Consider the following 15,375-nt stretch of genomic DNA (forward strand, 5'->3'; position numbering starts at 1 on the left):
TGCCCGATCGGCGGATAATCGGCCCGAAAGACGACAGACCGTAAACCCGATGGAAACGATCAGCCTGCGCTTCCAGCAGACGCTCGCCCTGCTGGCGGTGGTCGAGACGGGCAGCTTCACCCGCGCCGGCGATCGTCTCGGCGTCTCCAAGGCCTACGTCAGCCGCCAGGTGCGCGACCTCGAGACCGCGCTCGGCGTGCGCCTGCTGCACCGGACCACGCGCCGCGTCGCGCTCACCGAGGCCGGGCGCCTTTACCTCGACTACGCCCGCCAGGCGCGCGATCTGATCGGCGACGGCGAGCGCGCGGTATCGGCCGTGCGCACCGAAGTCGAAGGGCTGCTGCGCATCACCGCGCCGACCTCGTTCGGCGACGGCTTCCTGGTCGACCTGCTTGCCGACTTCCGCGCGCAGCATCCGCAGGTGCGGTTCGACGTCGACCTCTCGATCGGCCAGCGCGACCTGATCGGCGAGGGCTACGACTTCGCCATCCGCATGGCGCGCACGCTGGACCCGTCATTGGTGGCGCGCCCGCTCGGCGTGGTCCGCGAAGCGATCGTCGCCAGCCCCGGATTCGTCGCACGCCACGCGCCCGAGGGCGTGCGCGAGCCGGCGCAGCTCTCCGCGCTCGAGGCGCTGCGCAACAACCACTTCCGCGACGACGGCCAGTGGACCCTGCAACAGGGCACGGCGGTGGTCACGGTGCCGATCCGCGGCACGCTGGCGATCAACCACTTCATCGGCATGCGCCGCGCCGCGCTGCGCGGGATGGGCATGGCACGGCTGCCGCGCTACCTCGTCGGTCGCGAGCTGGCCGCGGGCCGGCTGGTCGAACTGCTGCCGGACTGGCAGTTGCCGGTCACGCCGGTGTCGCTGGTCTACCCGAGCCGCGAACACCTGCCGCAACGCTCGCGCGCGTTCCGCGACTTCGTCATCGCCTGGTTCCAGCGCCCCGAGCACGCGGGGCTGCTGCGCTGATTCAGGGCCGCGGGGTCGCGCCGCTGCAGTACTTGCGCCGCACCGCCTCGGCCTTCGGCAGCAGCGCCTGCAGGCGCTGGATGCGGTTGGCCGGGTCGGGATGGGTGGAGGCGAACTCCGGCGGCCGCGCGCCGCCGCCGAGCTGCGACATCCGCTCCCACAGCGGGATCGCCTGCGCGGGGTCGTAGCAGGCGGCCGCGGCCAGCATCAGCCCGACCTCGTCGGCCTGGCTTTCGTGCTCGCGCCCGTAAGGCAGCACGAAGCCGTACTGCGCGCCCGCGCCGAGCACGCCCATCACCACCTGACGCTGCTGGGGGTCCATGTCGCCGGTGGCGAGCACGGTCGCCAGTTGGCCCATCTGCACCAGCTTCTGCTGCGCCAGCCGTTGCGAGCCGTGGCGCAGCAGCGCGTGCGCGATCTCGTGCCCCATCACGACCGCGAGCGCGTCCTCGGTCTGCGCCACCGGGAACAGGCCGGTGTAGACCGCCATCTTGCCGCCCGGCAGGCAGAACGCATTGGCGTCCTCGGACTGGATGACGCTGACGTCCCACTGGAAGTCGCGGTAATGGGTCGGCGCGGTCTGGCCGTGCTCGGCGGCGAGGTCGGTGCTGACCTCGGGGACGCGCGCGATCAGCCGTTGCGCGATCGCCCGCACCTGGCGGCTCGGCTCGGACTCCGGCGGCAGCAGCGCGCCCTGCGCGCTGGCGTCGCGCACGACCTGGGCGTAGGCCTGCGCGCCGAGCTGCACGTCCTCGTCCGGAGCGCCGGCGTAGCGCGCCTGCTCGCCGGTGTACGGGTCCGGCTGCGCGCTGACGAACCACTGCACGACGGCATAGATCGCGAACACGATCAGGATCCACCAGCGAACGCCGCCGCGCCGGCGTTCGCCCTGCTGCCGCCCGCCCAGACCGCCGATCCGCATCGCACCGCTCCGTATCCCGTTCCGGACCGCCGAGGATGGAAGCGGTCGCGTGAAGACGGCGGCCTCAGAGATCGCGGACCACCCGGAAACCGATCCGCGCGCCGGTGGTGTCGGCGTCCAGCCCCTGGCGCCAGGCCGACCGCGTTTCGGCCGGAGCGCTCGCCCACGATCCGCCGCGCACCACCCGCGTCCGGCAACCGGGGTTGAACCAGGCGGCGCCGCCGCGCGGCGCCCGCCGGTAGCTGCGGTGCCAGCAGTCGGCCACCCACTCGCTCACGTTGCCGGCCAGATCGTGCACGCCGAACCCGTTGGGCCGGTAGCTGCCCACGCGCGCCGGGCCCCAGGCCCCGTCGCCGTAGCCGGCGAACGCGTTGGTCCAGCGGCGCCCGCTCGGCGAAACGTCGAGCGCGCCGGTGAAGTTGCCCGCGCGCGGCGGCGGCGAGCCCCGCCCCCACGGCCAGGGCGCGGTGGCGCCGGCGCGCAGCGCGTACTCGAACTCGGCCTCGCTCGGCAGCCGGTAGCGTTCGCCGGTCTGCGCCGCCAGCCACTCGGCGTACGCGGAGGCGTCCTTCGCGCTGACGTGCAGCACCGGGTCGTCGTCGCGGGCGATGCGGCCCGCGTAATCGTGTCGCCAGTCGACCCCGCCACGGCGCACGAAGTTGCCGGTGCGCTCGTCGTACACGGTGGAGAAGCCGCGCCGCGTCGAGCGCGGCCGGTGCCCGGTCGCCTGCACGAAGCGGCGGAACTCGGCGACGGTGATTTCGGTGCGCGACATCGCGATGCCGCGGTCGAAACGGATCGTGCGCGTCGGCCGTTCCGCGTCGGTGGAATGCACCTCGCCGGCCGGCGCGCCCATCCGGAACGCACCGTGCGGAATCACCACCATCGTCGGTCCGCGTCCGCCGCTGCTCATCGCATCGGTGAACGCCTGGCCCGGACGGAACAGGCCGTAGTGCGTGGCCAGCTCGATGCGCTCGCGCAGCTCCACCGCGGCCGAATCGGCCGCCGGCGCGATGCGCAGGATCTGTTCGAGGTAGCGGCGCGCTTCGTCGATGCCGTCCTCGCGCGCGAGCGCGAACAGGCCGCGGTCGCGCAACTGGCCGATCCGCACCGCGCGCTGCAGCGCGATGCGCCGGCGCGCGTCGGCGACGGTGCTCATCTCCGGGCGGATCTTCTCCGCGTGCCCCAGCCACACCTCCGCCCGATCGAAGTCGCCCTCGGCGGCGGCGCGCTCGGCCCGGCGGATCAGCGCGCTTTCCGCCGCCGCCAGGCCCTGCTGCGCGCGGACGTCGCCCGCACGCAGCGCCAGCGCGCGGCGGAACGCCGCCACCGCGCCGCCGCCGGTCTCGCCGATGCGCCCGTCCGCCAGCGCGCGCTCGCCCTCGCGCAGCACGCGCTCGACCTCCTCGGCGCGGTCGGTGCGCCGCAGGAACGCGATCACGCGCGGATCGGACGGCGCGACGACCCGCGCCACCGCCGCGATCTCGAACGCCGTGTGCGCCGCATCCGGCGTCGACGCGGCCGCCGCCAGCGCGTCCTCGCCGCGCGCCAGCAGCGCATCGAGCGCGTCGTCGAACAGGGCGGCGACCGCCTCGTCCTCGGGGGCCTGGCGACGCAGCGCCAGCAGGATCGGCAAAGCCGCTTCGGCATCCTCGTACAACCGCCCCTCGCGCAGGGCCGCGCGCGCCTGCCTGCGCAGCTCGCGCGCGTTGGTCCCGTCCACCGCCACCGGCGCCGGCTGCCACGCGGGCACCGGCCAGATCGCCTGGTCGCCGCTGATCGTCACGCTCGGCGCGCGCGCCCCGGCCGGCGCCTGCGCGGGTCCGGCGCGCGTGCCGTCCTGCGCGCGCTCGCAGCCGGCCAGCGCGAGCACGAGCGCCATCGCGGCAAGGGTGGGGACACGATCTGCGCGCAAGCCTGTCTCCTGCGTGGCGCGACGCCGACCGCCGCGAAAGTAGGCTATTGTCGGCCGCCGCGGCAACCGCCCTTCATCCGATACATGCCCGTCTGGATCCGCACCCCCGCCGACCTCGCCGCCCGTTTCGCCGCCCCCCCGCCGCGCATCGGACTGGACAGCGAGTTCATCCGCGAGCGCACCTACTGGCCTCAGCTCGCGCTGGTGCAGATCGCCTTCGGCGAGCGCGACGAGGACATCCTGCTGGTCGACCCGCTCGAGCCGGGCATGCCCGAGGCGATCGCCGCGATCCTGACCGACGCGCGCGTGCCGAAGATCATGCACAGCCCGAGCGAGGATCTGATCGCCTTCCGCCGCGCCTGCGGCGCGCTGCCGCGCCCGCTGTTCGACACCCAGCTCGCCGCGGCGCTGGCCGGGCTGGGCGGCGGGCTGGGCTACCAGAAGCTGGTCGAGCGGATCACCGGCGTCGCGCTGCCGAAGGGCGAGACGCGCTCGGACTGGCTGCGGCGTCCGCTCAGCGAGGCGCAGTTGCACTACGCCGCCGACGACGTGCGCCACCTGTTCGCCCTGCACGACGCGCTGCGCGCGCGGCTGGCCGAACTCGGGCGCGAGGCGTGGCTCGCCGAGGACGCCGAACGCGCGCTGCACAACGCCGAGCACGAAGCGCCCGAGCGCTGGCCGCATCTGACGCTGCGCGCCGCGCAGTTCCTCGACCGCGACGCCCAGCGCCGCCTGCTGCGCCTGCTGCGCTGGCGCGACGTCTACGCGCGCGAGAGCGACAAGCCCAAGAGCTGGATCCTCGACAACGAGCTGGCGGTCGCCCTGGCGCGCCGCAACCCGGCCGATCGCGAGACGTTGCAGTCGATGCTCGACGCCCATCCCAAATCGCCCCGGCGGCTCGGCGAGGCGATCTGGCAGGCGCTGGTGACGCCGCACGCCGACGAAGCCGACGCGCCCGACGCGGCGCAGGCCGAACAGCGCGACAAGGCCCGGCTGCGGCGCCTGCAGGACGCGGTGGCGCAGCGCAGCGCCGAACTCGGCCTGCCCGACGGCGTGCTGGCGTCCAAGCGCTGGCTGGAAGCCCTGCTCGACAGCGGCCGCTGGCCGGCCGCGCTGGCCGGCTGGCGCCGCGAGCAGCTCGAGCCGCACCTGGCGCCGCTGCTCGAGACGCCCGTCGACTGATCGCCGGCAGGCGCCGCCGCGCCGGCGATGCCGTCACGCGCCGTGCGCGTCCTCCGACGCCGCCGCCGCGCGGTGCAGATGCTCGGTCAGCTCGCGCGCGAACTCGCCGGGAATGGCGTCCGGAGACGCCAGCAGGGTCGCGAACGCCTGGCGCACGTGCGGACGCACCTCCGGGGCCGCGGTCATCACCGCCTCGGCGAACTTGCGCAGCACCCACGCCTGGCCGTTGAGATGTTCGTCCAGCACCTGGATGAGCTGCACGTTCTTGGCGCTCAGCTCGGCCAGTTGCAGAAGAAGCCGCTTCAGTTGCTCGTCGGGAATGCTCACTGCGTCCTCGTGATGGATGCGGACGGCCGGTCCGCGACCGGCCCGGCATGCGGAACGCGAGCATGACACAGGCGCCGTGCGCGGCCGCAGCGCCGCCGCCAACCTTGCATTCGCGACGCCGGCCGACTACACTGCGCAGCCTTCGTGGGGCGGTAGCTCAGCTGGGAGAGCGTCGCGTTCGCAATGCGAAGGTCGGGAGTTCGATCCTCCTCCGCTCCACCAATACCTAACGCCCAACCCTCATCGGTTGGGCGTTTTCATTTCCGGGTTCCGCGACGCTGCGCGGGGTTCCGGCCAATGTTGTGTGTGCTCGCCCCTGCTGCCGCGGCGGCCGGAACGCGCCCGGTTCGACTCTCTTCCGCTCTCTGTTCTCTCAAAACCGGCGCCAACTTCTTGGCGGAAGCGCACGCAGACGGCCTTCTGCGCCAGTGACTTGCGCGTGCGCCGCCGCGAGCGGTTCGCCTGCGTGTCTGCACGAGCAGACCTGCTACGCAACGCGCCAGGCCAGATCCAAAGTCATCCCTTCGGCGGGAACGGATCGTCGCCGTAGCTATTGCGTTCGCGGATCTGCCCGTCTCGGCCCTGGATGAACAACTCGCTTCGTTGGTTGATGGCGATACCCCGCGCGCGGTTTGACCTGCCCCCAGTAGCCGTACCACCAGTTACTGGGAGAGCCCGGGGTTGAAGGGTACTTCGGCCTGGTGGGTTTGGGTGCGGTGATTGGCAGCGAATTGGGCGGGTGGGATGCGTCCGCAGCTGCTGTGTGGTCGAACCTCGTTGTAGTCCCGGCGCCACTCGGCGATGACGTTGCGGGCCTGGGCAAGTGAAGTGAACCAGTGTTCGTTCAAGCACTCGTCCCGGAACTTGCCGTTGAAGCTCTCGATGTAGCCGTTCTGCATGGGCCGTCCGGGTTCGATCAGTAGGTGCTCGATGCCGTGCTGCTGCGTCCACGCGATGAAGGCGCGGCTGGTGAACTCCGGCCCGTTGTCGGTACGCAGGGCACGTGGGTAGCCGCGGAACCGCGCCGCCTGGTCCAGCACCCGCACCACGTAGGCGCCGCTGATGCCATGGTCGACCGTGATATCGACGCACTCATGGGTGAAGTCATCGGCGACGGTCAGGCACTTCAGGCGGCGCCCATTAGCCAACGCGTCACTGACGAAGTCCATGCTCCACACCGCATTGGGCGCCGTTGCAGACGACAACGGCTGGCGTTCGCTCGGCGGCCTGCGGACCTTCTTGCGACGGCGCACGGCCAGGTTCGCCTCGCGATACAGGCGGTAGACCTTCTTGTGGTTCACAGCCGGGTACTCCGGACGCAGCAGGTCGTGCAGGCGGCGGTAGCCGAACCTGCGGCGCACCTGCGCCAGCTCGATGATCCGCGCCGACAGCGCCTGCGTCGCAGGCGCCTGCCCGGGCGGGTGGCGGAGCGCATCGCGGGACAGCCCCGCAAGGCGGCAGGCCCGTCGCTCGCTCACTGCCGTGGCTTCGAGCATGCGACGGACCGCCTCGCGCTTGCGCTGCGGGGCTAGCGTTTTACCCCAAAGCCGACCTTCAGCGCCTCGATGTCCAGATGCGCTTCGGCCAGCAACCGCTTGAGCCGCGCGTTCTCGGACTCGAGCTCCTTCAGGCGCTTGGCGTCCTCCGCTTCCATGCCGCCGTACTTGGCGCGCCAGGCGTAGAAGCTGGCCGGGCTGAAGCCGTGCTGCCGGCCCAACTCCGATACCGCCATGCCGGCTTCGGCCTGCTTGAGAAAGCCAATGATCTGTTCCGTGGTGAAGCGACTCTTGCGCATGTCCGTCCTCTCTTGGTGACGGACTCTACCTAGCTTGGAGTGGTACGGCTCAGCGGGGGCAGGTCAAATGGGCTTATGCCACGAGCTATGCCACGTCGCAGCAGCGCCGCGAGGCGCTGCAGGACTGGCTGCATCACTACAACTGTCACCGCCCACACAGCGCACTCGGCGGTCAGCCACCCATCACCCGCTTGGCGCTCCGCCGAAACAACCTATTGAAGCTTCACAGCTAGCGGCTCTCCCGTCGCGCCGATGAACGAGATGCATTCCCTGAGCGTAGGCACAATTGCCCGGTGTTGGTATCGGGCCTCAATCTTGTCGCGCAACATTGACTGCGAGAATCTGGTCCGAACTCTTACCGGACAGGGGCAAGAGTTTGCTGTCGCATCTTGGCAGGCCGGCTCACGACAACTACGCCCGCGACATGGTTCAACTGCTCCAGACCTTTCGTGAATGTGTCGTGTTCCTCGGTGCGCGCACCATCATCCCAAACGAATGCGATCATGTGCTCGCAAGGACTCCCCTTTGGGAAGTACATAGCGGCATCCTGCGCAAGTTGACGCTGGATTTCCTTGAGACTATCCGACGCGCGCGCGAATTTTGCCTCAATGACGAGCTTCAACGAGGGAATCACGAGGTCAGCTCTCGGCTGAGTGAAACCAACCTTCTTTGAGTAATCTTCGCTCGTCAAGTCAGGAAAGACGGGCGCTAGCACCGCCCACAGCAGATTCTGCACGTGATACTCGTGGTCAATGTGCCACTGCCGAGTGACGCTCGTTTTTGTGCGAGCCTGCTCTTCCCAGGTCCAGTCCCGAAGCGATCGCGTAATGCCGCGAAGTATTGCAAGCACATCGTCGACGGTTAGGGTGTCAGTACGGACACTTCCCACCAACGTCGCCTTCGTTCTCTGCAGTGAAGCAAGAAGCAGCGCAGCACCAATCGCATCAACCTGCGCGTAGTGCTCGAGTACCGCTGCCACGATCGTTCTTGACTCGCTTGGAGAGACCGGTTCTCCAGCTGGCGCCACAGCCACCCGGGTGACGCAGAAAAGGCTGTCAAGCTCCGGCGGAGGGAGCCTCTTCTCACCCAGTAGATGGGCTGCCACGTGCAGTTGGGCGCGCTCCCATAGTCCGAGGCGTGCATCAAACTTGTCGATCACTGAGGCCAGCCACGAGTGCATCGTTACCAGGCGGTGGTGGTCGCTGGTTGCGAGAAGCGCCGTCACTACAGCTAGCACTGCAGATGGGTCAGCGGCCAATCCAACAGGCGTACCGTCAACCTCTGTCGCGGTTCCCATTGCCCAGTCGAGTCCATCGTTAAACGCGTCTCGGCGTTCCAGGTCTTCGGAGCCCAATGATGTCGCGAGCGCCAGAGCCCCTACCAACTGATATGAGCGAGGAGCGCCTCCTTGCTTGGCCGCACGCCACTGGCTGACGATCGACTGCGCGACGGCATTCGCCTGGGAACTATACGTGCTTGGCAACAACCAGCCAGCAAGCAGTCGGTCGAGGGAAGTGCCGCTGCGCAATTTTTCAGCCTCTCGTCGCAGTATCTTTTCAGCATCGCCGATGAGCAGTTCAGTCAGACCGGTCATAGGAACCACCTCGTGGTGCCGATACGGCCACAAAGGACATCAGGGTTCCAACGAGTCGTCTTTGCAAGCCTACCCAAATGCCGCGCGATGAGCTGAGAGTAGCTAACCGTTACAGGCATCGGTGCTGGTTGGAAGCCGCGCCAGGAGTGGCTCGCGAACATCAATACCTGCTGCCCCAAATATTGGAGATCGCGGAACGTCGAGGCGCGATGCAAGTACAACCGAAGCGGAACAGGAGCGCCGTCTGTCGAGCGCTTGAGCTCTTTTGCCCCGGTGGCACACAACAGCAAGTCACGATCGGAAAGTGCCACCATCAGACCACGTTCTGGCACGTAGCGTCCCTTAACCTTGTCGGTCTTTCCGATCGGTACCCCTTGCGAGTTACTATTGAAGAGCTGGAGGCTAGTATCGCTAGCTACATGAAGAAATGCGAACTCCAACTGGAAGTCGGAGAGGTCTTCCGCCAGTCGCTTGACGGCGATGGCCTCCGCATCCTTGAGGGGCTTGAACGCATGGAATATCAGACGAACGCGCTCCCCGTTCTGCCAATTGCGCTCCCTGCGCACTCGGTCAATAGATGTGCGCAGTGACTCAAGCATCGCTTCCGAGTAGTTTTCGTAGCGGACAGCCTTCGACACGGTATGCAGGAAATACGACCCATCGCCGCTGAAGACGGTAGTTATGCCGACGAGCCTCTCCCCTTGCGACAGGCGGCTCTCACGAACCCAGGTGCTGGAGATCCCGACCACCAGTTCATGCGTCGTTGTCGGGTCAGCACGAAGTAGCCAGGGAATTCCACCAAGCTTCGCATAGGTGGCCAACGCCATGTTACTCAGTGTGAAGGCGAGCTGCGCATCCGGAGTTTGGGCCGTTTCGAAACGGAACTGCTGAATCGGAATCTGCTGCGTCAGGAAAAACGCCTTCGTTACGAGATAAGGATTGTCATCACCACGCAGTTGGTGCGTCCGGTCTTCAACCTGCACGAAGGCGAGATCCCATGGCTGCTTGCTCTCAGTCGCCGCCTGCAAAGCTCGCTGTGCGGCCTCATGGTACGCGCGGGCTGAACCATCGCGCGCGGTAAAGGGGACAGGCTGACAGTTCTCGAATCCATACGTTCGAAGAAATCCGCGACTGAATACAGTGCCCTGAATTCCATGCAGGAACTTGTACATTAACTGCTCAGCCACGCCCTGCTGCGATGCTTGACATATAAGGCAAACTCGCGGACCTCGTGGGATTGACGCTGATCGGCTGTATGGACCGTGTGCTGCGATCCCGTGACTGGCTGATTCGTGGACCTTCCGACCTGCAGCGTCAAATACATAGATGGCGGGCTCAGCTCGTCGGACGGTAGCGTTTCCATTCGGCCATCTTGCGGGATTTACGAGATCGCCTACCGTCACCTGAATGCCCGGGACAATCTCAAGAGGGTCCTTTCGCAGAAGGTCATGGGCCGTCTGCAAACGCTTCACCCAAGACGCCCCCTCGTGGACAGCAGCAGCGCGCGCTTTCATATCTTCGCTTGCACGCACCCAGCGACCGTGCCCTAAGGCGTGTTCAAGCAACTGACGAATATTCTTACGTGTTGCTTCAACTCGGAGCTTACTCGCGTCGATCTTCTCGATCCGTCCATTATCTGCCTCGACTGTTGCGATGCCCTGAATTACGTCGCGCAGCAGCCCACGAAGTTTCAGCTCTGGAAGTACGCGCTCATCAGAAATAGGCTCCAGCTCGCCGACGTAGACATGCCGCAAGTCCACACCCTGCGCCACAAGCTCCGCTACCGAGGCAGTAATCTGCTCGACTACAAAGACATCGAGAACGACAACAGGGAGCGCGATTTGATGCTCGGACTGACTTGGAGGACGGAACACCTGTGCAGAAAATCCATACGCCACGCGAGCATCGATCGCGCTCAGAACGCTCGGACATGTGCTCTTGCTCTCCCAATCTTTGCCGGCCCCAAGCGCGTCACCAGCCGCTCGCGACAGCACCTGAACGGGAACACCCCTGATGATCTCGCGTTTGCGCTCGAAGAATCGTCGCAATAGTGCTTCACGCCACAGATGACAGGCCATCTCCGGATCGTCTCGAAGCGAGATCTTCGTCTGTTCGCCGCTGAGGCGTGGCGCGCCTTCAATGATTGGAGCTGCAAAGACCAAATCGCGAGTTGCGCGAAATACGTGCGTTGCCCGATGCTTGCGGCGAAGTTCCGAAAGGTTTTCTGGTCGAGAAAGCACGTCAACATGGACAACGACATCACCAAAATGGAGGAACGCTGCGTTGAGAAACAGCGCACCATCAGGATTCTGGTCAGTCGTCAAAATCTTCCGTTGCGTCGTTTCCAGCATGAACTCATCCCCCTACAGCCCCGCGTTGACGATCTTTGCTCACAGCTATCCTTCTCCATTCAGGCACATGCGCGCTCATCAGCGCCTTGAACATCCGCCCGTGGCTGGTGTATCGCAGGTGCAGCAGCTCGTGGACGATGACGTAGTCCTGGAAGCGCTCATCTTGCGCGACCAGGTCGGCGGCCAGGGTGACCGTCCCCGCGGACGAGCAGGAGCCCCACTTCCTGCGCATTTCTTGGACCCGAATGACGCGGGGGTTGACACGCAGCTTCACCGCCCAGGTCAGTGCCCGTCGTCGCAGTTCTTGCGCAGGGTAGAGGGACGCCTTCATGCCTCGCCCTCCGCGAGCAGCAGTCGGATGATCAGGTCGACCACGCGGGCGCGCTCGTCCTGTCCGAGCGCCAACACGGGTTTGTACATGGCGGCACGCAGCCTGCGTTGCTCGTCGGGGTTCACCGACGCATTCGGAAAGCGCGACAGCAGCGTTTCGGCATCCTTGGCGAGCGCCATGGCGTCGACCGATGCCGCCTTGACGGCGGGGTCGTCGCGCAACACCCAGTAGACAGCGAAAGCGCGCGGGGAAAGTCCGCTGTCGCGCGCCGCCTTCATCGCCGCTTCCTTCTCGGCCGCCAGCGCTGCGAGTTGGTCCATCGCGGCCAGGCCGGTCGTCTTGCGGTCTTCGAGATCTTTGAGGATGCGTTCGGCGCGGTCTTTCAGTGGCTGCAGCACCGGGGCCGCGGCGGGGTCTTCGTCGATTTCGTCCTGCAACCCGCGCACGAGGTTGAACACCTTGCCTTCGTCGGAGCCCTTTTCGCTGCGCAGCGCGTTGAGCGTGGCCACGTCGAAGGTCACGCTCTTGGTGAGCCGACCCAGGCCGTGCTGCTCGGCACTCCCCTCGATGAGCCGGCGCGTCTTGTAGGCCAGATCGGCCACGAAACCGACCTTCTCGGCGTAGGCGTTGCGCACGGCCGCGTAGAGCTGGGAAAGCTGCTTGTAGGTGGCGATGTGGTCACGGAGCCGTGCATCGGGCGAGAGGATCTCCCACAGCGCCTCGATGTCCTTGTAGTGTTCGAAGAAGGTCTTGCGCGCCTCGGGCGTCAAGAAGCGGCCGAACACCAGGCGTTCCAGCCGTTCGTCGGGCGTACCGTCTGTATCTGACTCCAAATAGTCCTTCTTGGCCTGCTCGATGCGTTGCAGAAAGTCCTGCAGCAACACGTCGAGGTCCCCGATCACGCCGCTGACGTCCGAGGAGTCGAACTGCAGGGCCTTCTTAAGCTCGCGCAGCACGCCCACGAAGTCGAGCACCAGGCCGACGCGCTTGGTCACGCCGCTGGCGTCCACGTAGGGCCGGTTCACGCGCGCAATCGACTGCAGCAGCACGTGGTCGCGCATCGGCTTGTCGAGGTACAGGCAGTACAGCGGCGGTGCGTCGTAGCCGGTGAGCAGCTTGTCGGTAACGATCAGGATCTTCGGGTTTTCCGCGGGCTTCTTGAACAGCAGGCGGACTTGTTCTTCCTGCTCGTCCGACAGCTGCAGCTCGGCCACCAGCGGCCGATCGATGGCGTCTGCCGCACTTTGGGTATAGACCGGCGCCGTCCACTCCGGCGGCAGCAGCTTGTCCAGTGCCTTCTTGTACTTGGCGCAGGCCTCGCGGTTCACGGCCACCACGAAGGCTTTGTAGCCCAGGGGCAGCACGTTCTCATTGAAGTGCTCGGCGATGAAAGCGGACACCTTCTCGATACGGTCGTCCGCCGTCAGGAAGGTACGCAGCCCCACGGCGCGGTCGAGCACCTTGTTCAGTTCCTCGACATCGGTGACGCCTTCGCTCTCGGCCAAGGCGAAAAACTCCTTGTCCAGGCGATCCGCAGGGACCGTCATCTCGCTGGGCGCCATCACGTGTTTGATCGGCAGGGTCGTCTCGTCCTCGATGGACTCCTTGATCGAGTACTTGTCGAGATAGCCTTGTTCGTCCTCCCGGCCGAAGATCTTGAACGTGCCTTCGCCTTGCGGCGTGCGCGCAATCGGCGTGCCGGTGAAACCGATGATGGTGGCCTTCGGCACGGCCGCCATCAGATAGGTGCCGAGGTCCTTGGCGACCGACCGGTGCGCTTCGTCGATGAACACGTAGACGTTGTCGCGCAGGCAGCTGTCTTTGCGGATGGCCTCGAACTTGTGGATCATCGAGATGATCAGGCCGCGGAAGTCGGCGTCCAGCAGTGCCTGGAGTTCGGCCTTGTTGTTGGCCCGCCGGACCGCGATGTCCTGGCTCTGCATCTCGCCGAGCAGGCGCTCGACCCAGCCCTTCAACTGACCTTCCAGCTCGGTGCGGTCCACCACCAGAATCACCGTCGCATTGGCGAAACGCGCCTTGTCCTCCAGGATCAGGCGAGCGGCGGTCAGCAGGGTAAAGGTCTTGCCCGAGCCCTGGGTGTGCCAGACCAGGCCACGTGTCTTGGTCGGGTCGGCGCAGCGGTTCAGGATGGCGTCGATGGCGCGCCGCTGGTGCTGGCGAAGCACCGACTTGCGCGTCTCGCCGTCCTGCACGTAGAACAAGATCCAGTGCCGCAGTGTGCGCAGGAAGTCGGTCGGCTCGAAAAAGGCTTGCACCGCGAAGCGGTAGGTTTCCTCCGGCGCCTGCTTCCAGCGTGCCATGTCGCGCCGGTTCGCGTTCCAGGTCACGCCATACCAGTAGTCGAGCAGGTGCGTCACGTTGAAGAGCTGGGCCGTGGCCAGCAGCTCTGGCGTTTCCAGCTCGTAGCGGCGCAGTTGCTTGATGGCGCGCTCGATGGCGTCGCCGTCCTTCGGGTTCTTGTGCTCGACGATGCATACCGGCACGCCGTTGACCAGGAGCATTACGTCGGCCCGGTTGCCCTTGCGCGCCGGGGGCTTGATCTTCCACTCCCACGTCACGTGAAAGGCGTTGGCCTCGACGTGTTCGAAATCGATCAGGGTCACGGGCCGATGGCGCTTCTCGGCCTCGTCGTACCACTGACGCTCGCCGCGCAGCCAGGCCAGCCGCTCGCGGTTGCCCTCGATGCTGGCGGGCAGGGCGTCGAAGGTCTCGACGATGGAACGCGCCTGATCGGGCGCAAGCCATGGGTTGAAGGCCAAAACCTTCTGCTCGAGCAGCCCCCGGAAGAGGCTCGACGACTCGTCCCCGCGCCGGAACAGCGCCTCGATGGGGGTGACCGGCTGCCAGCCGATCTCCGCCGCGTGCTCCACCATCGGGAACTGCACGCTGCCCGCCTCACTGATCTTGAGGGTGCTCATCAGACGCCCCCCTGCCAACAGGCTCGCGCCGTGAGCGGGTTCCGGTTATGCTCCGCTCTGGAACGGGAATGCCCGTTCGGCGGTCGTCGCCTGGTGTAACCGGGGGCGGCCGTTTTCGCTGGATGGGGAGCGGCAAGCCGAACCTGAACGGGCTTGGACCCCGCCCCGTGCCGGAAGGCCGGCTTCCCCTCAAGAGGGGAAGCTGCTAAACTTTCAATCAAAGGTCCCCCCCCGATGACAAGAGCCCAAGGGGCTCTCTCCGGAAACGGAGTAGTCGGGGGGGTCAATTTTTTTGGATGGTGGTGCGGCATCAGTAGTAGTACCTCGTGCCGGTACGGAAGATGTCGAACTCGCTCCGGACTGCGGACTTGAGGCGGTCGTAGTGCTCCGTCTCTCCCCGCTGCCACTTCCTGAATACCGCCCAACAGCAATAATCGGCCACCTGCAAGCCGTAATGGGAACGCGAAGCGTGGTGCAGGATCCGGTATTTCATCCCGGCTGGCAGCATCTTTGCCAAGGACAGCTGGATGGCTTTTTCGATGGCTCGCCGCTTCTTTTGCACCGGAATGCTGTCGGTGATGACGATTACCTCTTCCGCACCTGACTCGATCTCCTTGGGCACGACGAATTTGAGCAGATAGCCCAACATCTCAGGGTAAAAGCGTTTGTCGTCGCGCAATGCCGGACCGGTCTTCGGTTTCTCTACGATGAGACTGTCGATGCGCAGGCCGTCCAAATGCCCAGCGATCAACTCGAACACGCGGCCGCGCACCCGTGGGTTGTCATCGGCGCAGTGGAAATACTCGGTATCCAGCCCGAACTCCAGGCAATCGTGCTTGTAGTCGTCCAGCGGACCATGAGCGGCGAAGGGCCGCCGCGTGCTCACGCTGGTGAGGACGAAGTACCGCGTACCCTTCGGGCTGAAGTCGAAGTTCCCAGCCTCGTCGAGGAAAAGATAGGCGCAGCGGTTCATGCGTGGTCTCCGCGGCGCCCAAATGAAAAGCCCCGGGGTTCGGCGCTTCCCGGATGAGGGTGGGAAGGCT

General features: G+C 66.1%; 12 protein-coding genes, 1 tRNA gene and 1 pseudogene. 4 read left to right on the forward strand and 10 right to left on the reverse strand.

The features are described 5' to 3' along the window. The first annotated feature begins 49 nt into the window (after window positions 1-49). On the forward strand, window positions 50-976 hold the full coding sequence (locus FQY64_RS04800; RefSeq protein WP_146472567.1) for a LysR family transcriptional regulator: 927 nt from the start codon (window positions 50-52) through the stop codon (window positions 974-976). A gap of 1 nt (window position 977) precedes the next feature. Here FQY64_RS04800 and FQY64_RS04805 read toward each other — a convergent pair whose 3' ends face one another. Further along, entirely contained in the window at window positions 978-1,898 is a 921-nt protein-coding gene (locus FQY64_RS04805; protein WP_146472568.1) for a M48 family metallopeptidase, read from the reverse strand. A 64-nt stretch (window positions 1,899-1,962) separates the two neighbouring features. Then, window positions 1,963-3,780, reverse strand: a complete 1,818-nt coding sequence (locus FQY64_RS04810; protein ID WP_146472593.1) for a formylglycine-generating enzyme family protein — start codon at window positions 3,778-3,780, stop codon at window positions 1,963-1,965. A gap of 117 nt (window positions 3,781-3,897) precedes the next feature. On the opposite strand from FQY64_RS04810, the gene rnd reads away from it, so the two are divergent. Then, window positions 3,898-4,995, forward strand: a complete 1,098-nt coding sequence (gene rnd, locus FQY64_RS04815; RefSeq protein ID WP_146472569.1) for a ribonuclease D — start codon at window positions 3,898-3,900, stop codon at window positions 4,993-4,995. Between the two features lie 33 nt (window positions 4,996-5,028). Here the strand turns inward: rnd and FQY64_RS04820 are convergent, their stop codons facing one another. Continuing rightward, complete coding sequence (locus FQY64_RS04820) at window positions 5,029-5,322, reverse strand: hypothetical protein (protein WP_146472570.1); 294 nt, start codon at window positions 5,320-5,322, stop codon at window positions 5,029-5,031. A 146-nt stretch (window positions 5,323-5,468) separates the two neighbouring features. Here FQY64_RS04820 and FQY64_RS04825 point away from each other — a divergent pair. Then, window positions 5,469-5,544: transfer RNA gene (locus tag FQY64_RS04825), tRNA-Ala, on the forward strand. 294 nt (window positions 5,545-5,838) lie between these two features. Here FQY64_RS04825 and FQY64_RS15240 read toward each other — a convergent pair. After that, entirely contained in the window at window positions 5,839-6,078 is a 240-nt protein-coding gene (locus tag FQY64_RS15240; protein WP_276508304.1) for a DUF2188 domain-containing protein, read from the reverse strand. Next, window positions 5,985-7,117 (reverse strand): IS3 family transposase gene (locus FQY64_RS04835; RefSeq protein ID WP_146472571.1). Its coding sequence is split into 2 segments (ribosomal slippage): window positions 5,985-6,862 and window positions 6,862-7,117, totalling 1,134 coding nucleotides; the frame shifts between segments, so codons are not numbered across the junction. Before FQY64_RS04835 ends, FQY64_RS15240 begins: the two co-directional genes overlap by 94 nt. A gap of 65 nt (window positions 7,118-7,182) precedes the next feature. On the opposite strand from FQY64_RS04835, the pseudogene FQY64_RS04840 reads away from it, so the two are divergent. Beyond that, window positions 7,183-7,350, forward strand: a pseudogene (locus FQY64_RS04840) (integrase core domain-containing protein); the annotation flags it as partial. 122 nt (window positions 7,351-7,472) lie between these two features. Here the strand turns inward: FQY64_RS04840 and FQY64_RS04845 are convergent. The 5 genes from FQY64_RS04845 to FQY64_RS04865 form a co-directional block, all read right to left on the reverse strand. Beyond that, window positions 7,473-8,711 carry a PD-(D/E)XK nuclease domain-containing protein gene (locus FQY64_RS04845; RefSeq protein WP_146472572.1) on the reverse strand — a complete coding sequence of 413 codons (1,239 nt, stop codon included), beginning with the start codon at window positions 8,709-8,711 and terminating at the stop codon, window positions 7,473-7,475. Continuing rightward, window positions 8,708-11,062 carry an argonaute/piwi family protein gene (locus FQY64_RS04850; RefSeq protein WP_146472573.1) on the reverse strand — a complete coding sequence of 785 codons (2,355 nt, stop codon included), beginning with the start codon at window positions 11,060-11,062 and terminating at the stop codon, window positions 8,708-8,710. Before FQY64_RS04850 ends, FQY64_RS04845 begins: the two co-directional genes overlap by 4 nt. A 4-nt stretch (window positions 11,063-11,066) precedes the next feature. Further along, window positions 11,067-11,393 carry a M48 metallopeptidase family protein gene (locus FQY64_RS04855; RefSeq protein ID WP_146472574.1) on the reverse strand — a complete coding sequence of 109 codons (327 nt, stop codon included), beginning with the start codon at window positions 11,391-11,393 and terminating at the stop codon, window positions 11,067-11,069. After that, complete coding sequence (locus FQY64_RS04860) at window positions 11,390-14,332, reverse strand: type I restriction endonuclease subunit R (RefSeq protein WP_146472575.1); 2,943 nt, start codon at window positions 14,330-14,332, stop codon at window positions 11,390-11,392. The genes FQY64_RS04855 and FQY64_RS04860 overlap by 4 nt, the downstream gene beginning before the upstream one ends. 310 nt (window positions 14,333-14,642) lie before the next feature. Beyond that, window positions 14,643-15,305, reverse strand: a complete 663-nt coding sequence (locus FQY64_RS04865; protein ID WP_186760856.1) for a DUF3800 domain-containing protein — start codon at window positions 15,303-15,305, stop codon at window positions 14,643-14,645. Between the last annotated feature and the right edge of the window lie 70 nt (window positions 15,306-15,375).

This window comes from Vulcaniibacterium thermophilum (assembly GCF_007923255.1).
GTDB classification, from domain to species: domain Bacteria; phylum Pseudomonadota; class Gammaproteobacteria; order Xanthomonadales; family Xanthomonadaceae; genus Lysobacter_F; species Lysobacter_F thermophilum.